Origin of the sequence: Microbacterium sp. A84 (genome assembly GCF_051842815.1) — a bacterium.
Lineage (GTDB): Bacteria > Actinomycetota > Actinomycetes > Actinomycetales > Microbacteriaceae > Microbacterium.
Genome location: NZ_JBPXMS010000001.1, coordinates 37,784 through 60,288 on the forward strand (window position 1 = coordinate 37,784; position 22,505 = coordinate 60,288).

The 22,505-nt window shown below is 63.4% G+C and carries 22 protein-coding genes and 2 tRNA genes; 17 read left to right on the forward strand and 7 right to left on the reverse strand.

Translation table 11 applies throughout. The annotated features are described in order from the left end of the window. Positions 1-8 precede the first annotated feature (8 nt). On the reverse strand, positions 9-1,148 hold the full coding sequence (locus ACSU04_RS00200) for a hypothetical protein (protein WP_439288059.1): 1,140 nt from the start codon (positions 1,146-1,148) through the stop codon (positions 9-11). 23 nt (positions 1,149-1,171) lie between these two features. Next, a tRNA-Gly gene (locus ACSU04_RS00205) sits at positions 1,172-1,245 on the reverse strand. 105 nt (positions 1,246-1,350) lie between these two features. Here ACSU04_RS00205 and ACSU04_RS00210 point away from each other — a divergent pair. From ACSU04_RS00210 to ACSU04_RS00275, 14 genes are all read left to right on the forward strand, one after another. After that, positions 1,351-1,424, forward strand: a tRNA-Pro gene (locus tag ACSU04_RS00210). A 63-nt stretch (positions 1,425-1,487) separates the two neighbouring features. Further along, a complete protein-coding gene (gene tig, locus ACSU04_RS00215) occupies positions 1,488-2,990 on the forward strand; it encodes a trigger factor (protein ID WP_439288060.1) in 1,503 nt (500 codons plus the stop codon). Positions 2,991-3,056: 66 nt separating this feature from the next. Further along, entirely contained in the window at positions 3,057-3,536 is a 480-nt protein-coding gene (locus tag ACSU04_RS00220; protein ID WP_439288061.1) for a tetratricopeptide repeat protein, read from the forward strand. 80 nt (positions 3,537-3,616) lie between these two features. Beyond that, positions 3,617-4,213 (forward strand): ATP-dependent Clp protease proteolytic subunit, encoded by a 597-nt coding sequence (locus ACSU04_RS00225; protein WP_439277881.1) that lies wholly within the window; start codon positions 3,617-3,619, stop codon positions 4,211-4,213. Between the two features lie 19 nt (positions 4,214-4,232). Continuing rightward, positions 4,233-4,874, forward strand: coding sequence for an ATP-dependent Clp protease proteolytic subunit (locus ACSU04_RS00230; protein WP_439277882.1), 642 nt, complete (start codon positions 4,233-4,235; stop codon positions 4,872-4,874). A gap of 278 nt (positions 4,875-5,152) precedes the next feature. Next, a complete protein-coding gene (locus ACSU04_RS00235) occupies positions 5,153-6,088 on the forward strand; it encodes a sugar-binding transcriptional regulator (RefSeq protein ID WP_439288062.1) in 936 nt (311 codons plus the stop codon). Further along, positions 6,085-7,086, forward strand: coding sequence for a deoxyribose-phosphate aldolase (gene deoC, locus ACSU04_RS00240; protein ID WP_439277884.1), 1,002 nt, complete (start codon positions 6,085-6,087; stop codon positions 7,084-7,086). The genes ACSU04_RS00235 and deoC overlap by 4 nt, the downstream gene beginning before the upstream one ends. A 13-nt stretch (positions 7,087-7,099) precedes the next feature. After that, a complete protein-coding gene (locus ACSU04_RS00245; RefSeq protein ID WP_439288063.1) occupies positions 7,100-8,542 on the forward strand; it encodes an aldehyde dehydrogenase family protein in 1,443 nt (480 codons plus the stop codon). Further along, complete coding sequence (locus ACSU04_RS00250) at positions 8,539-9,390, forward strand: aldehyde dehydrogenase family protein (RefSeq protein WP_439277886.1); 852 nt, start codon at positions 8,539-8,541, stop codon at positions 9,388-9,390. Before ACSU04_RS00245 ends, ACSU04_RS00250 begins: the two co-directional genes overlap by 4 nt. 113 nt (positions 9,391-9,503) lie before the next feature. Beyond that, positions 9,504-10,772: an ATP-dependent Clp protease ATP-binding subunit ClpX gene (gene clpX, locus ACSU04_RS00255; RefSeq protein WP_439277887.1), complete on the forward strand. Its 1,269-nt coding sequence runs from the start codon at positions 9,504-9,506 to the stop codon at positions 10,770-10,772. A 16-nt stretch (positions 10,773-10,788) separates the two neighbouring features. Further along, a complete protein-coding gene (locus ACSU04_RS00260; protein WP_439288064.1) occupies positions 10,789-11,556 on the forward strand; it encodes a hypothetical protein in 768 nt (255 codons plus the stop codon). 50 nt (positions 11,557-11,606) lie between these two features. Beyond that, complete coding sequence (locus ACSU04_RS00265; protein ID WP_439288065.1) at positions 11,607-12,758, forward strand: epoxide hydrolase family protein; 1,152 nt, start codon at positions 11,607-11,609, stop codon at positions 12,756-12,758. A gap of 45 nt (positions 12,759-12,803) precedes the next feature. Continuing rightward, a complete protein-coding gene (locus ACSU04_RS00270; protein WP_439288066.1) occupies positions 12,804-13,013 on the forward strand; it encodes a hypothetical protein in 210 nt (69 codons plus the stop codon). Positions 13,014-13,111: 98 nt separating this feature from the next. Further along, complete coding sequence (locus tag ACSU04_RS00275) at positions 13,112-13,900, forward strand: hypothetical protein (RefSeq protein ID WP_439288067.1); 789 nt, start codon at positions 13,112-13,114, stop codon at positions 13,898-13,900. 29 nt (positions 13,901-13,929) lie between these two features. On the opposite strand, the gene ACSU04_RS00280 is transcribed toward ACSU04_RS00275, so the two are convergent. The 3 genes from ACSU04_RS00280 to ACSU04_RS00290 form a co-directional block, all read right to left on the reverse strand. After that, on the reverse strand, positions 13,930-14,349 hold the full coding sequence (locus ACSU04_RS00280) for a type II toxin-antitoxin system VapC family toxin (protein WP_439277892.1): 420 nt from the start codon (positions 14,347-14,349) through the stop codon (positions 13,930-13,932). Then, the gene (locus tag ACSU04_RS00285) at positions 14,346-14,579 is read right to left on the reverse strand and encodes a FitA-like ribbon-helix-helix domain-containing protein (protein ID WP_439288068.1); all 234 of its coding nucleotides are present in this window, start codon (positions 14,577-14,579) and stop codon (positions 14,346-14,348) included. Before ACSU04_RS00285 ends, ACSU04_RS00280 begins: the two co-directional genes overlap by 4 nt. A gap of 336 nt (positions 14,580-14,915) precedes the next feature. Continuing rightward, entirely contained in the window at positions 14,916-16,967 is a 2,052-nt protein-coding gene (locus ACSU04_RS00290) for a M3 family metallopeptidase (protein WP_439288069.1), read from the reverse strand. A gap of 83 nt (positions 16,968-17,050) precedes the next feature. On the opposite strand from ACSU04_RS00290, the gene ACSU04_RS00295 reads away from it, so the two are divergent. Together ACSU04_RS00295 and ACSU04_RS00300 are read left to right on the forward strand one after the other, a co-directional pair. Continuing rightward, a complete protein-coding gene (locus ACSU04_RS00295) occupies positions 17,051-17,671 on the forward strand; it encodes an ArsR/SmtB family transcription factor (protein WP_439288070.1) in 621 nt (206 codons plus the stop codon). Further along, a complete protein-coding gene (locus tag ACSU04_RS00300) occupies positions 17,668-17,901 on the forward strand; it encodes a hypothetical protein (RefSeq protein ID WP_439288071.1) in 234 nt (77 codons plus the stop codon). Before ACSU04_RS00295 ends, ACSU04_RS00300 begins: the two co-directional genes overlap by 4 nt. Here ACSU04_RS00300 and ACSU04_RS00305 read toward each other — a convergent pair whose 3' ends face one another. Both ACSU04_RS00305 and valS read right to left on the reverse strand, forming a co-directional pair. Continuing rightward, entirely contained in the window at positions 17,902-18,117 is a 216-nt protein-coding gene (locus tag ACSU04_RS00305) for a hypothetical protein (RefSeq protein WP_439277897.1), read from the reverse strand. Further along, the gene (valS, locus tag ACSU04_RS00310; RefSeq protein ID WP_439288072.1) at positions 18,117-20,708 is read right to left on the reverse strand and encodes a valine--tRNA ligase; all 2,592 of its coding nucleotides are present in this window, start codon (positions 20,706-20,708) and stop codon (positions 18,117-18,119) included. Before valS ends, ACSU04_RS00305 begins: the two co-directional genes overlap by 1 nt. 169 nt (positions 20,709-20,877) lie before the next feature. Here valS and ACSU04_RS00315 point away from each other — a divergent pair, with 169 nt between their 5' ends. Then, entirely contained in the window at positions 20,878-22,497 is a 1,620-nt protein-coding gene (locus ACSU04_RS00315) for an ABC transporter substrate-binding protein (RefSeq protein ID WP_439288073.1), read from the forward strand. The last annotated feature ends 8 nt before the right edge of the window (positions 22,498-22,505 follow it).

Sequence of the window (22,505 nt, forward strand, 5' to 3'; positions counted from 1 at the left end):
CATAAAGCTCATCGACAACCCGCCGCTGCATCAATGAGCTCCTGCGGGGGAGCGCCGTACGAGGCTGTCCCGTTGGAAGCGCTGAGATAACCCATGCTGATCGCCCAGGCGGTTGCCCAGTCCTCGATGTTTTCCTGGGATGAGTCGTCGTACATGCCGTCGCACCTCACACTGATCGCGTGACCCACTTCGTGCGCGACAAGGGCCTTGCTGCGATCGCTCGGCCAGTACTCGGCCACGGAGTTCGACAGTTCGATGTTCGCGTAGCCGGGGCCGTCGAACCACCAGGTCGCATAGCCGCCCATGCTGTCGCCATGGCCGAAGTCATTCACCAGCGGTGACCAGTCGAAATCGAGAAGTAGGCCAGGGGCGAGGCTGCGGGCAAACGCCTCAACTTCGATGCGCGAGTCGTTGAGCGGTCCTGCCTTCTCGAAGAGTTCCGCATGCTCTGATGCCAGCATCTGGACGGCGGCGTTCTCCAGATCGGAGTACGCCGCGGATGCGGTGCTGTCCAGCGTGTCTGCGGCATCCAGGACCTGCTGCGCCGCGACTCGAAGCGCAACGATGTCAGGATTCCGGGCGGAGACGTGCTCAGACTCGAACGCTTCTGCCGCCGTGGCCGCCGACGTCAGTGCAGCGGATCCTGCATCTTCCAGTGCGCTCACGGCGCTGGCCGCATCGTTGCTTGCCGAATCGAAACTCGCGATGAGTCGGGTGGCTGTCTCGCGATCGGCGTTGAGCTGCGCCGTGGCGCCGAACAATTCCCATGCCCACTCTTGTTTGGCTACAGCCTGGGGAATTTGCTGCTCTGTGACCGCGGTGAGCTGCGCCGTGGTCGACTCCGCGTCACGGAGTACCACGACGAGTTCCTCTTTCAGTGAGGCATCCATCAGATGTGTGCTGGCGCTCACTGTGATGCTGTCAGCGGAATCGATGGCGGCATCAAAAGTGCTGATCTCGTTCACAAGCGCTGAGTGGCTGTGTTCGGCATCCTCTGCGAGAGATTCGAAATTGAGGAGCGCGTCGTCGTAGCTGAGATTCGCTGTCAGCTGAATGGCGGTGCATGCGATGCCGAGCGCAACGATGCCAATGGCCGCGTAAAACACGCGACGGCGGGTGGAACTCGGGATTGCTGGTGACTGTGTCACGGCGCATCCTCCCGAAGAAGAGGTGGAGGGGCTGACGAGAATCGAACTCGCATCATCTGTTTGGAAGACAGAGGCTTTACCACTAAGCTACAGCCCCGAAACGAAACCAAAGGTTCGATAACGGACTTCACAAGCATAGCGGACGTTGAGACGGCTCCCGTCCGTTAGACTCGTCGAGGCCGTTCCCGTACGCGGGACCGACCGGGGCGTAGCTCAGCTTGGTAGAGCGCCCGCTTTGGGAGCGGGAAGTCGCAGGTTCAAATCCTGTCGCCCCGACAACGGCCCCCTAAAACCTCACGGCCGCGCCGTCGCGCGGAAATCCAAAGGAGAACACCAAGCATGGCGAATAGCACCGTCGAGAAGCTGACCCCGACCCGGGTCAAGCTCAGCATCACGGTCACCCCGGACGACCTCAAGCCCAGCATCGCTCACGCGTATGAGCACATTGCACAGGACGTCCAGATCCCCGGCTTCCGTAAGGGCAAGGTTCCTGCTCCGATCATCGATCAGCGCATCGGTCGCGGCGCCGTCATCGAGCACGCCGTCAACGAGGGCCTCGACACCTTCTTCCGCGAGGCAGCTCGTGAGCACAACCTGCGTATCGTCGGTCGTCCCTCGGCTGACATCAAGGTGTGGCCCAACGAGAAGGACTTCTCCGGCGACCTGCTCGTCGAGGTTGAGGTTGACGTTCGTCCCGAGATCGAGATTCCCTCGTTCGACGAGGTCACGCTGACAGTTGACGCGGTCGAAGCCGATGAGGCAGCACTTGACGCTGAGCTGGACAAGCTGCGCGCTCGTTTCGGCACGCTGATCCTGGTTGACCGTCCGGCAGCCAAGGGTGACTTCGTTGAGCTCGACCTGGTTGCCACGATCGATGGCGCCGAGATTGACCGCGCCGATGGCGTCTCCTACGAGGTCGGCTCCGGCGAGCTGCTCGAGGGCATCGATGACGCTATTGAGTCGCTCACCGCCGGTGAAGACACCACTTTCCGCTCGAAGCTGGTCGGCGGCGACAACGCCGGTTCCGAGGCTGAAGTTGCGGTCACCGTCAAGGCAGTCAAGGAGCGCGAGCTTCCCGAGGCCGATGATGACTTCGCTCAGGTCGCCAGCGAGTTCGACACGATCGCAGAGCTGCGCGACAGCCTCGCCGAGAGCGTGAACGAGCAGGCCGTCTTCTCGCAGGGCTCTGCGGCTCGCGACAAGCTCATCGAGGCGCTGCTCGAGATGATCGACATTCCCGTCCCGCCGCAGCTCATCGAAGACGAAGTGCACACCCACCTTGAAGGCGAGAACCGCCTGGAGGACGACGAGCACCGCGCCGAGGTCACCACTGCCAGCGAGAAGCAGTTCCGCACGCAGGTGCTGCTTGACACGATCGCCGAACAGGCCAACGTGCAGGTCTCGCAGGAAGAGCTCAGCCAGTACCTGATCCAGTCTGCTGCGCAGTACGGCATGGCACCGCAGGAGTTCGTCGAGGCTCTGCAGTCGTCGAACCAGCTCCCGGCACTCGCCGGCGAGGTTGCTCGCAACAAGGCACTCGCGATCACCCTCGGCAAGGTCAAGGTTGTCGACACCAACGGCAAGCCCGTTGACCTGTCGAGCCTGGTCTCTGTCGACGACGAGGATGAGGCAGCCGAGGCCGCCGTCGAGGAGAAGCCTGCGAAGAAGGCTCCCGCGAAGAAGGCTCCGGCCAAGAAGCCCGCCGCCAAGAAGGCTGACGACGCTGAGAAGGCAGACGACGCTGAGGCTGCTGCTGAGGCACCTGCTGAGAAGAAGGCTCCCGCCAAGAAGCCGGCCGCCAAGAAGGCTCCGGCCAAGAAGGCTGCCGACAAGGCTGAGTGATCGCGACGCGATTCTGACGAAAAGGCGGATGCTTCGGCATCCGCCTTTTCGCGTATGAGGAGGAAAATGAGCGACTGGCAGGAACGAGTCGACGCCGTCTGGGCGGATGATGCGGTCGCCGATGATGCGCGGATACGCCGCATCGACGAACTCGCTACTGAACGAGCTGTCGACGATCCAATAGCGCTGTTCGAGCGCGCGGGAGCGCGCGACTCGGCGGGGCTGGAGAACGCGGCGGTGTCCTACTACAGGCGCGCGTTGGCAGGCGGTCTCGACGAGTCTCGTCGCGCTCAGGCAACTATCCAGCTCGCCAGTACGCTGCGCAATCTCGGGCGTATCGAAGAGGGCCTGCAGATGCTGAAGGAGGAGCGCGAGCGCGGTGGAGAGCTCGCTGACGCGGCGTCGGCGTTCTACGCGTTGGCACTCGTCTCTGCGGGCGATGCCGTGACCGCTGCGTCAGTCGCGCTGGAGACACTGGCACCGTTCCTCCCGCAGTACCGGAGCTCCGTGGCGGCGTACGCCCGTGAACTGCGCACGGCGCGCTGATATGCCGACGGCGAACACGGCCTGAGCGCCGCGTCTGCGCCGGTAGATTCGAATCACCGAACACGGAAACAGGAGCTGAAATGGCTGCAGAACCACTCGTCGCGACGAGCGTCTTCGACAGGTTGCTGAAGGACCGCATCATCTGGCTGGGATCAGAGGTGCGCGACGCAAACGCTAACGAGATCTGCGCGAAGATTCTTCTTCTCGCCGCAGAAGACTCGGAAAAGGACATCTTCCTCTACATCAACTCACCCGGTGGCTCGATCACCGCGGGTATGGCGATTTACGACACGATGCAGTTCGTGCCGAACGACATCGTCACCGTCGGCATCGGCATGGCAGCATCCATGGGCCAGCTTCTGCTGACCGCCGGCACCAAGGGCAAGCGCTACATCACACCGAACGCGCGCGTGCTGCTGCACCAGCCGCACGGTGGCTTCGGCGGAACGTCGAGCGACATCCAGACGCAGGCACAGCTCATCCTCTCTATGAAGAAGCGTCTTGCGGAGATCACCGCAGGCCAGACCGGCAAGTCGGTTGAGCAGATCAACGAGGATGGCGACCGCGACCGATGGTTCACGGCTGATGAGGCGCTTGAGTACGGCTTTGTCGACCACATCCGCGAATCGGCTTCCGACGTCATTGGTGGCGGCGGAACCGATCAGGACAACAAGTAACGGATTCGAAAGGACTCATATGTACACGCCTACTTTCCAATCCGCAGGCAACCTGCCCTCCAGCCGGTACATTCTCCCGCAGTTCGAGGAGCGCACCGCATACGGTTTCAAGCGCCAGGACCCGTACAACAAGCTCTTCGAAGACCGCGTGATCTTCCTCGGCGTACAGGTTGACGACGCATCCGCCGACGACGTCATGGCCCAGCTCCTGGTTCTGGAGAGCCAGGACGCCGAGCGTGACATCACGATGTACATCAACTCGCCCGGTGGTTCATTCACCGCGATGACGGCGATCTACGACACGATGCAGTACGTCGCGCCGCAGATCCAGACCGTCGTGCTGGGACAGGCTGCATCCGCGGCCTCCGTGCTGCTCGCCGCCGGCGCTCCTGGCAAGCGTCTCGCACTGCCGAACGCCCGAGTCCTGATCCACCAGCCCGCAATGGGCGAGGCTGGCCAGGGGCAGGCGTCCGACATCGAGATCCAGGCTGCGGAGATCCTCCGTATGCGCACCTGGCTCGAAGAGACCATGGCCAAGCACACCGGTCAGCCCGTTGAGAAGGTCAACCGCGACATCGATCGCGACAACATCCTCTCTGCGGCCGAGGCTCTTGAGTACGGCATCGTCGACCAGGTGTTGACCTCGCGCAAGCGCGTCTAGCATCCACTCCTCGAAGGGCGGCAGTCATCTGACTGCCGCCCTTCGTCGTTCCTAGTTGCGGTGTGCGCTTGGCTCGGAGAAGTGCGCTTGGCTCGGAGGAATCCCGCGAAAACGTCCGAACTTGCTGCACATCTCCGCACGAAGCGCTCGCCTAAACGACGCGTCGAGCCGCCCGCGGAGCCGCGGATGCGCAGGGTGACGCGCATCCGGTGCTCATATGCGCAAGAACGTGCGCGAGTGCGTGTTCACGCGTATTCTGGGCACGAGAGGAGGATGCCGTGGACGATGATCTGCTTGCGGTCCGTGTTGCCGAGCTCTATTACGACGAGAGCAAGACGCAGGACGAGATCGGTGCACTTCTGAAGATTTCGCGATGGAAGGTCGGGCGACTGCTCACCTATGCACGCGATGTCGGCATCGTCCGTATCGAGATCGTGCATCCTCGTGCTCGCCGACTGGGTCTTGAGCGTGAACTCGCCCAGCGATTCGGCCTTGCCGACGTCATCGTCGTTCCGGTTCCAGACGATGAGAGCAACACCCTCGACCGCGTCGCACAGGCAGCGGCCGATCATCTCGCAGCGCTTCGCCCAGTGCCGCGCACGCTCGCTGTGAGCTGGGGACGTACCCTCACCGCCGTCGCAGAGGCTCTGCCGGACGGCTGGGCCAGTGGCGTGACTGTTGTGCAGCTCAACGGGGGCGTAAGCCTGAACCGTCGCTCAGGGGGAGCGGCGAGCCTGGCCATGACCATCGCTCAGCGCGCTGGCGGGCAGGCGACGCTTCTTCCCAGCCCCGCCATTTTGGAACGTGCGGAAACGAAACAGGCGATTGAGGCGGATCGAACCGTCTCCGCCGTCTTGGAACAGGCCGCGGATGCGCAGACCTATCTTTACTCGGCGGGCCCGGCCGACGCGACCTCGGCGCACGTCGAGAACGGATACTTGAAGCCTGCTGACGTCGAGGAACTCGCGCGCCGAGGCGCCGTCGGGGACGTACTCGGCCGCTACATCGACGCCGACGGCAACATCGTCGATCCGCAGCTCGACGCACGCACCGTCGGGGTGAGCCTTGAACGATTGCGCAGCGCTGCGCAGGCGATCTTCGTCACTGCTGGGGCCGCGAAACACGACATCGCGCGTACAGTCGTCAACAGCGGCCTGTGCAGCGTTCTGGTGACCGATGAGACCACAGCCCGAGCATTGTTGGAGGAACGATGACAACCCAAGAACTCTCCCGCCGCTCTGCGGTGGATGTGCTGGGCGGAGAGCCCGATGACGCCACGCTGCGTCGCTTCCTGCACGGACTTCCCGGTGTAGATGCCACAGGCCTCGAGCAGCGTGCTGCCAGCTTCGGCACACGCTCAATCAAGACGACATCGAAGGCCTGGGCGATCGACAAGATCATCTCGCTGATCGACCTCACCACGCTCGAGGGTGCGGATACTCCCGGCAAGGTGCGCTCGCTCGTTGCCAAGGCGAAGACTCCGGATGCGTCAGATCAGTCCACTCCGCTCGTCGCGGCTGTCTGCGTGTACGGCGACATGGTCGGTTACGCCGTTGAGGCGCTGGGTAGCGTTCATGGTGACCCAGACGACGGCAAGATCTCGGTCGCCGCCGTTGCGACTGCATTCCCCAGCGGTCGCGCCTCGCTCGCCATCAAACTCGCTGACACGGCGGAGGCGGTCGCCGCCGGCGCCGACGAGATCGATATGGTCATCGACCGAGGTGCGTTCCTCTCCGGTCGCTATGGCATGGTCTTCGATCAGATCGCCGCGGTGAAGGAAGCCTGCCGTCGCGCCGACGGCAGCTCCGCCTCCCTCAAGGTGATCCTTGAGACGGGTGAGCTGAACACGTACGACAACATCAAGCGCGCCTCCTGGCTGGGCATCCTCGCCGGCGGTGACTTCATCAAGACTTCTACCGGCAAGGTGCAGCCGGCCGCCACACTGCCGACGACGCTGCTCATGCTCGAGACTGTGCGCGACTGGCACCGTGACACCGGCGAGAAGATCGGTGTTAAGCCCGCCGGCGGCATCCGCACGTCCAAGGACGCAATCAAGTACATCGTCACCGTCGCAGAAACCGTCGGCGAGGAATGGCTGCAGCCGCATCTGTTCCGCTTCGGCGCTTCGAGTCTGCTCAACGATGTTCTGCTGCAGCGTCAGAAGCTGACCACCGGCCACTACTCCGGCCCCGACTACGTCACGATCGACTAAAGGGAACAGAAACATGTCATTCCTGGAATATGCCCCAGCGCCTGAATCCAAGGCGATCCTGAACCTGCGCGACAGCTACGGTCTGTTCATCGACGGCGAGTTCGTCGACGGCTCTGGCCCCAGCTTCAACACGATCTCACCTTCGGATGAGTCGCACATCGCTGAGATCGCCGGCGCCAACGATGAAGACATCGACCGCGCCGTCGCGGCCGCCCGCCGCGCGTACGACAAGGTCTGGTCGAAGATGAGCGGCCGCGATCGCGGAAAGTACCTCTTCCGCATCGCCCGGCTCGTGCAGGAGCGCGCTCGCGAACTCGCTGTCGCAGAGAGCCTCGACAACGGCAAGCCGATCAAGGAGAGCCGCGACGTCGACGTTCCGCTGGTCGCATCCTGGTTCTTCTACTACGCCGGTTGGGCAGACAAGCTCGACTACGCGGGCCTGGGTGCAAACCCTCGTGCGCTGGGTGTCGCGGGGCAGATCATCCCGTGGAACTTCCCGCTGCTGATGCTGGCGTGGAAGATCGCACCGGCCCTCGCCGCGGGCAACACGGTTGTGCTCAAGCCCGCCGAGACCACGCCGCTGACCGCGCTGATCTTCGCTGAGATCCTGCAGCAGGCAGAGCTGCCCGCCGGTGTCGTGAACATCGTCACCGGCGCAGGTTCCACTGGCGCAACTCTCGTGCGTCACCCTGACGTCGACAAGGTCGCGTTCACTGGCTCGACAGGCGTTGGCCGCGACATCGCGCGTGCCGTTGCCGGAACCAAGAAGAAGGTCACTCTCGAGCTGGGCGGGAAGGCCGCGAACATCGTCTTCGATGACGCGCCGATCGACCAGGCCGTCGAAGGCATCGTCAACGGCATCTTCTTCAACCAAGGGCACGTGTGCTGTGCCGGCAGTCGTCTGCTGGTTCAGGAATCGATCCATGACGAGGTCATCGATCGCCTGAAGTCGCGTCTTTCCACATTGCGTCTGGGAGCCCCGCTCGACAAGAACACCGATATTGGTGCGATTAACTCCGCCGCCCAGCTGGCTCGTATCCACGAGCTGAGCGACATCGGCGAGGCTGAAGGTGCCGAGCGCTGGACGGCCGACTGCGCCATCCCTGAGAAGGGCTTCTGGTTCGCGCCGACGATCTTCACCGGTGTCGAAGCATCCCATCGCATCGCCCGTGATGAGGTCTTCGGACCCGTGCTCTCCGTGCTGACCTTCCGTACACCTGCCGAGGCCATTGCCAAGGCGAACAACACGCCATACGGGCTGTCGGCGGGCATCTGGAGCGACAAGGGCTCGCGCATACTCGCCGTCGCCGACCAGTTGCGTGCCGGTGTCATTTGGGCGAACACGTTCAACCGTTTCGACCCGGCCAGCCCGTTCGGTGGCTACAAGGAATCCGGATATGGCCGCGAGGGCGGCCGACACGGTCTCACCGCCTACCTGAAGGGGGCATCAGCATGAGCAAGCGACTTGTTGTTCCGAAGACGTACAAGCTCGCCATCGGCGGAAAGTTCCCCCGCAGCGAGTCTGGCCGCACATACGAGGTGCTCTCCGCCAAGGGTGCGTTCCTCGCGAACGCGGCGAAGGGCTCTCGCAAGGATGCTCGGGATGCCGTGGTGGCAGCCCGCTCGGCCGTGAAGGGCTGGTCAGGAGCGACGGCATACAACCGTGGCCAGGTGTTGTACCGGGTCGCCGAGGTCCTCGAGGGGCGGCGTGCGCAGTTCATCGACGAGATCGTGGCGCAGGAGGGTGTTTCTGCTGCCGCGGCCGGCACACAGGTCGATGACGCCATCGATCTGTGGGTTTGGTACGCGGGCTGGTGCGACAAGTACGCCCAGGTCGCCGGCAATGCCAACCCGGTATCGGGTCCGTACTTCAACATCTCGGTGCCTGAGCCGACCGGCGTCGTGGCGATCGTCGCACCGCAGGACTCCGCACTGCTCGGTCTGGTCTCCGTCGTTGCCCCCGCGCTTGTGGCGGGTAACACAGTGGTTGTGGTGGCCAGCGAGCAGCATCCGCTTTCGGCGATCAGTCTTGCCGAGGTGCTCGCCACGAGCGATGTGCCGGGGGGAGTGGTGAATGTGATCACCGGATCGCCCGCCGAGATCGCACCGTGGCTCGCGTCGCACGCTGACGTCAACGCGCTCGATCTGGCAGGAGCCGGTGCTCTCGAATGGGTGGACATGCAAATCGCTGCGGCCGACACGCTCAAGCGCGTGCTCACGCCGGGTGAAGTGACGGCGTCGCCGGAGCGGATCGCAGCCTTCACCGAGACCAAGACGGTGTGGCACACCAAGAGCTTGATCTGACTCGAGCTGATCTGAGCTGACGGGATCCGGCCTGAGCCGCGCCAATGCGGCTCAGCGTCTGAGGGAGCGGTTAGGCTCGAAGGAGTTTCTCAGACTCCCCAAGGAGGACGCGCATGGCCCGAATCGGTGAAAGCGCTGACCTATTTAAGTGCTCGTTCTGCGGAAAGAGCCAGAAACAGGTGCAGCAGCTCATCGCTGGCCCCGGTGTGTACATTTGCGACGAATGCGTCGAGTTGTGCAACGAGATCATCGAAGAGCGGATGGCGGAGTCCTCCGCCGACGGCGTCGCTGACTTTGATCTGCCCAAGCCACGCGAGATCTTCGCGTTCCTCGAGGAGTACGTGGTCGGGCAAGAGCCTGCGAAACGGTCTCTTGCCGTTGCGGTCTACAACCACTACAAGCGCGTCCGCGCGCATGGCACGCTTCAGCTCGCCGAGCAGAAGGCCGAAGAAGTCGAGATCGCAAAGAGCAACATTCTGCTCATCGGTCCGACCGGTTGTGGCAAGACTTACCTCGCCCAGACATTGGCGAAGCGGCTGAACGTCCCGTTCGCAGTGGCAGATGCCACGGCGTTGACTGAGGCCGGATACGTCGGTGAGGATGTGGAAAACATCCTCCTCAAGCTCATCCAAGCTGCGGATTACGATGTGAAGCGCGCCGAGCAGGGCATCATCTACATCGACGAGATCGACAAGATCGCCCGCAAGGCCGAGAATCCTTCGATCACTCGTGACGTCTCCGGTGAGGGCGTGCAGCAGGCGCTGCTGAAGATCATTGAAGGCACGGTTGCGTCTGTTCCGCCGCAGGGCGGTCGCAAGCACCCGCACCAGGAGTTCCTGCAGATCGATACGACGAACGTGTTGTTCATCGTGGCGGGGGCCTTTGCCGGTCTCGAAGATATCGTCTCGTCGCGTGTCGGAAAGCACGGTATCGGCTTCGGTGCCCCGCTACACGACAAGACCAAGGATCTCGACCTGTTCAGCGAGGTTCTTCCTGAAGACCTGCACAAGTTCGGTCTGATCCCGGAGTTCATCGGGCGGCTGCCTATCGTCGCGTCGGTTTCTCCGCTGGATCAGGATGCGCTGATGGAGATTCTCACCGCTCCTCGCAACGCTCTGGTGAAGCAGTACCAGCGCATGTTCGAGATCGACGGTGTAGAGCTCGAGTTCGAAGAAGACGCGCTCCGATCGATCGCCGACCTCGCCGTGGATCGCAAGACGGGTGCACGTGGCCTGCGCGCGATCCTTGAAGACGTGCTCGGTCCGATCATGTTCGAGATTCCGTCTGCCGAAGACGTGAAAAAGGTCATCGTCACGCGTGCGGCTGTCGATGATGGCGCGGCACCGACTATCGTGCTGGAGCGCAAGCGTAAGAGCGCGTAGGCGCCATACGATCAGCATGAGGGTTTTCAAGATCCTGGTTCTGATCGGTTGCGTGTGCATTTTCGCTGTCGCTGCGATCGCGGTCGTGATCAGCGTCGACGTGGCCGCTTCCCAAGACGGAGACGCCATTGCGGAGAAACGCGTTGTCGCAACTGCGGACGCGTTCACGAGTGCCTTCGGCTATCAGACGGAAGTGACCGACGCGGAAAGCATCGCAGGCGAACGTTTTCGGTCGACTTCGACAGAAGTTCAGCCAGTGCGGTGGAGTGGGTCGACGGAAGCCGGTGATGAAGCGATCATCGACATCCGGATCAGGTCGGATGTGGAGGCGAAGAGATCTCAAGAGGTTTTCGGGCCGTGGAACTCAGCGGGAACAGTCGAGCGCTGTTACCGATTCACGCTGACGCTGTACGCCGAGGTACAACGCGAAGAGATTGACTGCGATGAGTTACCGCAGAGCGTGCCCGCGCCGACGGCTACCCCGAAGCCTGCGCTTCCCGCCGACACGGCCGAAATGATGGAAGCGGTGTTGCTGCAGTCTGATGCACAGAGTGCTTCAGACGAGCTTCGCGACGCATTCCCCGAGGTAGACGTCACCGTCGAAGTGACGTCGACGGCAGACGGCGAACTGGTTGCCGCCGTAGGCATCGCGGCCGTGCGCGACTGTGTCGTGATGGTGCGAGATGCCGACGGGGTGGTGTTCCGCGCATCGTTTGATCGAATCTCGCTTGAGCCGGGTGAACTGGGATGCAGTGTGCGGCTGTACACCGCGCCGTTCCTGTGAGGGGCCAGACTTCGGAGCACGGTGTCTGACGTGCGCTCTACAGTGACGCTATGCGAAGCTTCCAGATCTCGATCCCTGACGACATCATCGTGGACGTGCGCGAGCGGCTCTCGCATTCGCGCCTGCTGCCCGACTCGCCGCGACGCCCGGAGACGGGGATGTCGGCGGTATACCTGCGAGAGCTCGTCGAATCCTGGGCCGAGTTCGACTGGCGTGCACGCGAGGAATGGCTGAACCAGCATCCGCAATTCATCACCGAGGTCGACGGCACCGACGTCCACTTCGTCCATCTGCGATCTGAACGAGCTGATGCTCCGGCGCTGCTGGTGATGCACGGATGGCCGCACACCTTCGCGCTCCAGCTCGAGTTCGCCCGGCTACTTCCGGATTTCCACGTGATCGTTCCGAGCATGCCTGGGTTTGCGTTCTCCGCGCCGTACGCCGGAACGATGACAGAGGGCGTGATGGCTCGACTGATGCACACGCTGATGACCGACGCGCTCGGCTATGAGCGGTATCTCACTTACGGCGAGGACATCTCAGCCAATGTGAGCGACCTGATCGCGTCGTCGTATCCCGACCAGGTGCAGGGGATTCTTGCGACGCATTCGCATTTCGGCACGGACGATGAGCGTGCGGCCACCGAAGATCCAGAAGCACGAGCGTTCTTCGACCGGTTGGCGGTGAGCGATGGGCCGGACGGCGCTTACGGTCATGTGCAGGGCACCCGCCCTGACACTTTGGCCGCGGGGCTGAACGATTCGCCAGCGGGCCTCATCGCGTGGATCGCGGAGAAGCTCGTGGAATGGAGTGATACCCCGACGAGTCAGCCGGAGACGTTTGAGCGCAGAATCTCGCGGGACCGCATCATCACCGAGGCGATGATCTATTGGGCCACGCAAAGCATCGCCACCTCGTTCAGGCGATACTTCGATACCGGCGACGATGAGCAAATAGCGCCCGTCGAGGTGCCGGCGGCGGTCGCGATCCAGCGGCACGAACATGATTATCCGGAGAGTGTCGCTCGGAGCTTCTACCGCGACCTGCGCTCTTTTGATCGGCTGCCGGAGGGCGGGCATTTCACCGTCGCAGAGGTGCCGCAGGAGATGGCGACGCGGATGCGCGACTTCGCGCGGGAGCTCGGGCTGCTCTCCGCGTCGGCGCAGTGGATTGCGCATCCACCGCAGACTCTTCGAATGTGACCAGGCCTGGAGTAGAGTCGGGCGCAATAGCGAGGGGACGTTGAAATGATCCGTCAAACGACACGTGGCCGGTCGATGCTCCTGGTGGCTGCGATTCTCGCACTCTTGCTGTCCGTGGGCTTCAACTTCTCCGAGACTGGAATCAGCTGGTTCTGGACAGCAACGCCGTTGATCGGCGCCGGTCTGCTGGTGCTCAGCGGGCTACTTGGCGTCAGCTATGTCCTACTGGGCAGTCGCTCGGTGCGTGCGGAGTAGCCGACTTTGTGCGCTCAGCAGGACGTAGGGCCCACCGTCGCGGTGGGGTGCGAACGCACGCGTGTGAGACGAATGCCTGCGGTGGGACACTTACTGGCATGAGAGCTTTTCGTTCGCAGTTGCTTGTCTCAGCCAGTGTGCTGCTTTCGCTGCTGGCCTGCGCCGGTTGCGCGGGCGACACGGCAGGCTCGCCCCCTCCGACCAGCGCACCGGACGAGTCCGCCGTCGCCTACGAGTGCAATGGCCGCCCAGTCGACGTAGCGCGATACGACGCCGATGTGCGCGCCGACGAGCTCACCGGCGACGCCGCAGCCGCGCTCGCTTCCGTCGTCGATGACTTGGGCACCAGCGTCGCACCAGAAAATCTGAGCGAGTGGGTGGTGACAACCGAGAGCCCCACGAGCATCACCGTCCTCCGCCCGTATGACGCGATCGATGACAGCGGTGCGGACCACGACGTACGCGTGTTCGAGAACGTGGGTGACCTGCCGGCGACAGGAGAGGCTAGGTGGATGCTCACGAGCAGTGCATCGTGCGCGCTCGCAATCGACCCCGCGCCGCTCACGCCGGCCGAGGTGAACCTTGATCGGGCCGCGCTGCCGGTTCCCGACGCTACTGAGCTGGCTCTGCTCGTCACCGAGCGCGCCTGCAACAGCGGGATGGATGCGGCAGGCCGGGTCGAACTGATCGCCCTGGAGGAGACCGAGGACGCGGTGATCGTCCAAATCGCCGTGCGACCGGACGATGACGGTGCGGCGACGTGCCAGAGCAACCCGCCGACGCCGTTCACAGTCGAGCTGGATTCCCCCCTGGGGGACCGGGAGATCATGGACGGCGCTTTGATCGTGCCGCGTCTACTCGACGTGCTGGGCTCGTTTGGTGAGTGATTGGGTGCCAGGTCTGGAGTAGGACGTGATCAAAGCTCGAACGGATTGATCACATGCAGGCCCGCAGCAAAGAACGGCGTGACATCGCGCGTCGCGATCGACAGTTGGTGTGCGGAGGCAGTGGCTGCGATGAGCCCGTCAAGAGCCGCGATCACGATTCCTTGTCGTCGCGCGTCGGCTCTGAGCCTGGCATAGCGAAGACTGGCCGCGTCATCGAAGCCGATGATGCGACCCGCGAAGTGGGGCAGTAACTCGGTTTCGAATCGTTCGTGGAGTTGGGAGCGACGATGCCCGTCTGGAAGAAGGGCGATCCCATAGCGGATCTCAGCGAGTGAGATCGTGCTCAGATGAAGCGTTGTCGGATCCTGTCTGTCCCACCAATCCGCGACAGCAGGATTCGGTGCGCTGCGCATCGGCTCGGCGATCACGTTCGTATCGACCAGGATCATGACAGGTCGAGCGGGTCGCGATCTTCAGCGCCGCGATCGAAGTCGAGATCGACTCCGCCCACGCTCAGGCCAATATCAGTGAGGAGAGTCCCGAGCTTTGCGCGCGGGGCAACCGCGGAATCGAGGATCGCGCGTACTTCGGCTTCTGTGCTGCGCTGGTTGCCGACTGCGCGAGCTTTCAACGCGCGGTGAGTCTCCTCCGACAGATTGCGGATCGTGATCGCGGACACAGTTGCTCACCTCACAGTGATATCAGAATGCGCTAATGATATCACTGCCTCACCCACTCGGCGATGAGTAACTTGTCCACGTCGTCCGACCAGGTCATGGATCGGGCGATCGTGAACTGGTGAGCGGCGGCCGTCGCTGTCAGTAGCTCCAGCGACTCGAACGGTAGGTGGTCGGTCGGGTACGTGTGCGTCTTGCGCAGCGAGCCCCCTCGACCTCTGTCAGCTCGGCAAAATCGGCGACAGCGGACGCGAGCTCACGATGCATCGTACTGTCGTCATAGGTCGCCGACCGTGCGTCGAACGCACGGCTGATGGTCTTGAGCCGCTCGAGATGCATCAGCCGTCGAGCCCGCGGCGCTTCAGCAACGGCGCGATGTCGGCGTCGCAGCCGCGGAAGTCGCGGTATGCCTCGAGGGGATCCTTCGACCCGCCCACGCCGAGCAGGCGAGCGCGGAAGCGGTCACCGTTCTCGCGGGTGAGCCCGCCATTCTCGCGGAACCATTCCACGGTGTCGGCATCAAGCACCTCGCTCCAGATGTACGAGTAGTAGCCGGCGCTGTAGCCGCCGGAGAACACGTGCGCGAAGTACGTCGAGGAGTAGCGTGTCGGAACAGCCGGGTTGTCGAGCCCGATCTCCGCGAGTGCCGCCGATTCGAATGCCGCGACGTCATCGACAGCAGAATCTGCAGAGACCCGATGCCAGGCCTGATCCAGCCACGCCGCAGCGAGATACTCGCTCGTGTCATGACCCTGATTGAACGTCTCCGTCGCACGCAGGCGCTCCACGATCGCAGCATCCAGCGACTCTCCGGTCTCGAAGTGGCGCGCGTAGTTGTCGAGCACCTCTGACCAGAGGATCCACATCTCGTTGACCTGACTCGGGAACTCCACGAAGTCTCGGAACACGTTCGTCCCGGCGAAATGCGGGTACGTGACCGTCGCAAACAGTCCGTGCAGTGCGTGGCCGAACTCGTGGAACAGGGTCGTCACCTCATCGAGCGTGAGCAGCGTCGGCTGCCCGTCGCCCGGCTGCGACACGTTGAGGTTGTTGACGACGACGGGAGCCGTCCCGCGCAGGGTGGACTGGCTGACGATCGGGTTCATCCATGCACCACCGCGCTTGGAATCACGCGTGTACAGGTCAAGAACGTAGAGTCCGAGCGCGCTGCCATCGGAGTTGTGCACTTCGAACACCCGAGCACCAGGATGATAGGCGACGAGGTCGTTACGCTCGGCGAACGTCACGCCGTACAGCTGGGTCGCGGCGTAGAACACGCCGTCCTGCAGCACCCGCTCGGCCTCGAACCAGGGGCGAAGCGCCGCCGTGTCGATGTCGTACTTCGCCGTACGCACCTTCTCCGTGTAGAACGCCCAGTCGTGGGCTTCCAGGGTGAAGGGCGCCGGCTCGGTCTCGTCGATGATCGCCTGCAGTGCGGCCTGTTCGGCGCGTGTGTTGGATGCCGCGGCCGGGGCGAGCCGGTGCAGCAGGTCAGATACGGCTTCGGCTGTTTTTGCCGTCTCATCCGCCGTGACGTACGCCGCGTGGGACGAGTATCCGAGCACCGACGCACGTTCGGCGCGCAGCGCGACGATCTCGGTCAGTACGGAACGGTTGTCGTTGGCGTTCCCGCGCGCAGCACGGACGCGGGATGCCTCCATGATGCGCCGGCGGCTCGCACGATTGGTGAGGGATGCCAAATACGGATGCCCGGTGAACAGCGGCAGCGAGATCAGGAAGCCGCCTGCCTGACCACGATCCGTCGCGGCACGGGCTGCGGCGGACAGCTCGCCATCCGTCAGCCCTTCGAGCTCCGCAGCGGTTTCGAAGAACACCGCAAGATCATTCGTGTCCGCGAGCAGGTTCTTCTCGAAGGTGTTGGTGAGCGTCGACAGCTTCTGGTTCAGCGCCGTCAGAGTCTGCTTCGCCTCATCATCGAGCCCGGCACCGGCGTGGGTCATTTCTCGGAAATGCCGCTGCACGAGGTAGGCGCTCTCCGCATCGAGCTCGAGCTGATCCAACCGTTCGTGCAACGTCTTGACGCGCCAGAAGAGCTGCGCGTCGAGGCGGATCGCGTCGTCGTGCGCTGACATGAGAGGCGCGAGTTCCTCATCGATCGCCTGAATCTCATCCGTGGCATCCGCCGAGCTCACGGTATAGAACGCGTGCGCAACGCGCTCGAGCATGTCGCCGGACTGCTCGAGCGGCACCATCGTGTTCTCGAACGTCGGCATCGAGCGCACCATCGTGATGCGCCGAATCTCGGCGAGGTGCTCCTCGAACGCCGCCTGGAATGCCGGGAGATAGTGCTCCGGGCGGATGTTCGCGTAATCCGGCAGCGCGTAGGGGAGAGCGGATGGCGTCAGGAGCGGGTTTACAGCGTCGGTCATGACATCGAGCCTACGACCCGGCATCGACACACCAGTGCAAAGAAACACTTGCAAAGATCTCTTTGCAAAGGTATCTTTGCATTATGGCCGAGAACGAGAAGACCCCCACCGCAGCTGAACGACGCGTGCTGGATATCGGCGCCCTGCGTGCGCTGTCGCATCCGCTGCGTGTGCAGATCTTCGATATCCTCGCTCAGGAAGGTCCGCAGACTGCCAGTACTCTGGCCGAGATGCTGGGGGAGTCATCTGGCGCGACCAGCTATCACCTGCGCTCCCTGGCAAGCCACGACCTCATTCGCGAGGTTGAGGGTGCCCGCAGCGGCCGTGAGCGGTGGTGGGAGCGCCCGGTTGGCGGCGTCGTCTACGACTCGCGTGCAGTGCAGGGTTCGCCGGCCGGTGAAGCAGCACTCCAAGTGGCCGTTGCCGAAGCACTTCGCCGGCGCCACGAAGAGCTCATGGAGTTTTTCACAAGCCGCATCGACAAGGAGACAACGGAGTGGGCTGACACGAGTAAGTCAATGACGACCGGCATCAGTATGACTGCAGCGCAGACGGTCGAGCTCAGCGAGAAGATCGAAGCGCTCATGGACGAGGCCACAGAGAAGTACGGCAATCAGAAGGGGGCGGGTGTCAGACGCGTCAGTGTGCGTGCCGACATCTTCCCGCTCAAGAACCTCACAACGAAAAAGGAGTCCGCATCATGAGCGCAGTAGCCGTCACCCGTACTTACGCCGTGCCGCGTGGCGCGAACACTATCGAGCGCGCGTCGATTCGACTTGCTGCGGCGATGGCCCGATGGGCCACCACTCGCGCAGAGCGCCGACAGGATCGTCATGAAGTGATGCTGGCGTTGATCAAGGACGAGCAGACCAGCAAGCCAGACCCGCGCGCAACCGATCATGCGCTCGCGCAGATGGGCATGCGACTGCGCTGATTAGTCCTCGAATGGGCGGGCGACGACATCGCCGGATGCAGTGAGGAAGACTTCCCACCCGGCATCCAGCTCCGCGATCGGTCGGCCCTCCAGCCAGGTGAGAGTCCAGTGCCCTTCGAGGCCGCGTGCCTCCACCTCCGCGATCGCCGGCCGCAGGACGGCAGGAACGGATGCCGGAGCATCTGCACCTGCCGCCCAACGCGTACCCAGCTGCATCAGCTTTCCTCGACGGGAGCCAGCTCGATCTCGGTGACGGCCAGCTCGGCGCCCTCGACAAACGAGAGCTCGGCGATTCGGCCCACCGCCCGAAGATCGTCGGCTGCAGCGCGCACAGCCGCAAGCGTCGAGGCGGGAGCTGCGATCACCGCACGTGCGACCTGCGTCTTCTGCGAAGCTTTGGCTTCCGTCTTCGCGCGGCGGATGCCGATGAGCGCAGCACTGGCGGCAGTGAGGATCGACGGGTCGCCTCCGGCCAGGTCGCCGGCGGTTGGCCACGCTGCGGTGTGGATCGAACCGGATTCAAACCAGCTCCACGACTCTTCCGTCGCGAACGACACGACAGGGGCGAGCAGCCGAAGCAGCGTCGACAGGGCAATCCGCAGTGCGAGAGCGGCAGAAGGCTGGCCGACGTCGGTCTGGTCGTAGGCGCGCTCCTTCACGAGCTCGAGGTAGTCATCGCAGAACGTCCAGAAGAACGACTCGGTCACTTCCAGAGCCCGCGCGTGGTCGAACGCGTCGAATGCCTTGGTCGCATCCGCAACGACGTCGTCGAGCGTGGCGAGCATCGAGGCATCCAGCGCGTGCGTGACTTGTGCGCCCTCGGGAACGGGGAATGACAGTACGAACTTCGCAGCGTTCAGGATCTTGATCGCCAGACGTCGGCCGATCTTCATCTGCGTCGGGTTCTGCGGGTCGAACGCGGCATCCACGCCGAGTCTGCTGGAGGCTGCCCAGTAGCGCACAGCATCCGAACCGTGCTTCTCAAGGATGTCCGCCGGGGTGACCACGTTGCCCTTGGACTTGGACATCTTCTTGCGGTCGGGGTCGACGATGAAGCCGGAAATCGAGGCGTGCTTCCACGGCGTGCGGCCGTCTTCGAGCGCGGAACGCAGCATGGTCGAGAACAGCCAGGTGCGGATGATGTCCTGCCCCTGCGGGCGCACGTCGAACGGTGCGACGAGCTTCCACAGGTCCTCGTCCCGCTGCCAGCCGCCGGCCAGCTGCGGGGTCAGTGACGATGTAGCCCAGGTATCGAGGATGTCGACCTCCGCCTCGAAGCCACCGGCCACGCCACGCTGCTCGGCGGTGTATCCCGCAGGAACGTCCACGGTTGGATCGATCGGCAGAGATGCGGCATCGGCCAGGATCACGCGGTCGAAATCGCGGTCACCGTTCTCATCCAGCCCGTACCAGACGGGCAGTGGCACGCCGAAGAAGCGCTGACGCGAGACGAGCCAGTCGCCGGTCAGGCCGCCGACCCAGTTCTCGTAGCGCACGCGCATGAAGTCCGGGTGCCAGGCGAGCTCGCGGCCGTGCTCGATGAGCTGGTCGCGCAGCTTCTCATCGCGCGCACCGTTGCGGATGTACCACTGGCGCGTCGAGACGATCTCGAGCGGGCGGTCGCCCTTCTCGAAGAACTTCACGGCGTGGTTGAAGGGCTTGGAAACCTCCAGCAGCTCACCGGATTCCTCAAGAAGCTCGGCGATGCGCTTGCGGGCGCTGAACACCGTCTTGCCTGCCAGCTCCGCGTACGCGGCCTGTCCGGCATCCGAGATGATCGCCTCGGGCGCATCCGCGATCACTCGACCATCAAGGCCGAGGATCGCACGAATCGGAAGGTCGAGTTCGCGCCACCAGATCATGTCGGTGACGTCACCGAAGGTGCAGACCATCGCGATGCCGGATCCCTTGTCCTTCTGCGCGAGGTGGTGCGCGAGCACTGGTACCTCGATGTCGAACAGGGGAGTGCGAACGGTCGAGCCGAAGTACGGCTGGTAACGCTCATCGTCGGGGTGTGCCACGAGCGCGACACATGCGGCGAGCAGCTCAGGACGTGTCGTCTCGATGTGAATGTCGCCTGAGCCGTCGCTCTTGTGGAAGGCGAGGCGGTGGTAGGCGGCTGGCTGCTCGCGGTCCTCGAGTTCGGCCTGCGCGATCGCCGAGCGGAAGTCGACATCCCAGAGCGTCGGTGCGAGCGCCTGGTAGGCCTCGCCGCGTTCGTGGTTGCGGATGAAGCCGAGCTGGCTCTGGCGGATCGTCTCATCGGAGATCGTGCGGTACGTCTGCGTCCAGTCGACGCTGAGGCCCATCTGACGGAAGACGTCTTCGAATTGCTTCTCGTCTTCGAGGGTGAGTTCTTCGCACAGCGCGATGAAATTGCGGCGGCTCACCGGCAGCTGATCGGCGGCCTTGAGGCTCTTCGCATCGCCGTTGAAGGGAGGGACGAAATCTGCGTCGTAGGGGAGCGTCGGGTCGCAGCGCACGCCGTAGTAGTTCTGCACACGACGCTCGGTCGGCAGGCCGTTGTCATCCCAGCCGATCGGGTAGAAGACGCTCTTGCCGCGCATGCGCTCGTAACGAGCCTTGACGTCGGTGTGCGTGTAGGAGAACACGTGACCGATGTGGAGTGATCCGGATGCCGTGGGCGGCGGCGTGTCGATCGAGTAGACACCCTCGCGGCCGAGCTCAGCAGCACGCACGCGATCGAACAGGTACGTGCCCTGCTCTGCCCAGGCAGCATCCCACTTCGTTTCGAGACCTTCGAGAATGGGCTTGTCAGGGATCTGATTCTGTGCGGACGCGGCCATGAAGGTCTCCTTGCGCGATGTATGCGGCACTGTGTGAGCGTGCCTGAGTGTGAGGTGCGCTGACCATTCTAGCCAAGAGTGCGAGGGGGAGGAGCGGTCATAGTTCGACCCAGTCCAAGAAACCGCGACTAGACTTGACCGACCCCTTTTCACTTTCCTGAGGACTTGCATGCCCACTCCGTTCGTGCGCCGTATTTTGTCCGCCACCGCCCTCATTGCGGCCGCTGCTCTTGTGCTTAGCGCATGCGCCGGCCCGGGTGATGAGAACGCTGCTGAAGGTGGCGGCGAGGTCGTCTGGGCGATCGAGGGTGCGAACCTTGCCGCCGGTCACATGGACCCGCAGACCAGCCAACTCGACGTGTCGAGTATGGTCCAGCGCGTCGTGCTCGATTCGCTGGTTTTTCAGGAAGCTGACGGTTCGTTCTCTGCATGGCTCGCGAAAGACTGGGCTGTCTCGCCTGACAGCACCACGTACACGTTTGAATTGCGCGACGATGTCACCTTCACGGATGGTGAGCCATTCAACGCGGATGCCGTCAAGGCGAACTTCGACCGCATCGCCGACCCCGAGACGGCATCCGCCCAGGCGGCGAGTATGCTCGGCGGCGAGTTCTACGCTGGCACCAAGGTGCTGGGCGAATACGAAGTCGAAGTGAGTTTCTCGCAGCCCTATGCGCCGTTCTTACAGGCCGCAAGCACGGCGCTGCTCGGGTTCTATTCTCCCGCCGTGCTGGAAAGCTCCGCCGATCAGCTCAAGGCCGGCGGGCCCGGTATCAACGTCGGCACCGGGCCGTTCGAGCTCACCGAGTACACGCCGGACCAAGAGATCGTCTACACCCGCAACCCTGATTACGCCTGGGGTCCGGATGGCACCGAGGCTGCGCAGTTCCAGACGCTGCGGGTCGAGATCCTGCCGGAGGCGTCCGTGCGTGTCGGCGTCGTGGAAAGCGGTGAGGCCGACCTGGCCAGCAATCTGCCACCGAACCTCGCCGTCGAACTGCCGGACACACTCACGGTCGACGCGAACGAGTACCCCGGCTTGCCGTATTCGCTGTACCTGAACGAGGCCTACGGCGTCTTCGCGGACCAGAAGGTGCGTCAGGCGTTCGCCCGCGGCATCGACATCGACGCGGCAGTGGAAGAGATCTTCTTCGGCCAGTTCCCGCGTGCGTGGAGCATCCTCGGTTCGACGACTCCCGGATACGACGCGTCACTCGAAGGCAGCCTGCCGTTCGATCAGGACGAGGCGAACCGCCTGTTGGACGAGGCGGGGTGGACCGAGCGTGACAGCGACGGCATCCGCATGAAGGACAGTCAGCGACTCTCGGTGCGCTGGATCGCCTATACGCCGGTGTCGGACGACAACTCCGCACTCGGGAACGCGATTCAGTCGGATCTTGCCGACATCGGCTTCGAGGTCGTGCGTGAGGTGCTCGAGCCCGGCGCCTACAACGAGCAGTATGGGCCGAAGACTTTCGACCTCACAGACTGGGGCTTCTCCGGCGTTGACGGCGACCTGCTGCGCAATCACCTGCACACCGATGGTTTCCAGAACGCCTCGCAGGTGAGCGACCCCGAGATCGATGCTCTGCTCGAGGAAGGCATCGCCACGAGCGACGTTGACGAGCGCGCCGCGATCTACCAGACGCTGCAGCAGTGGAATGCGCAATACACTGCGATCGTGCCGCTCTACAGCCCGTCGCTCATCACCGCTATGAACGACACCATCTCGGGTCTCGAATACGACCTGTACGGCCGTCCGCTGTTCTACGAGGTCACGGTCGGCTGAGTGCCTGC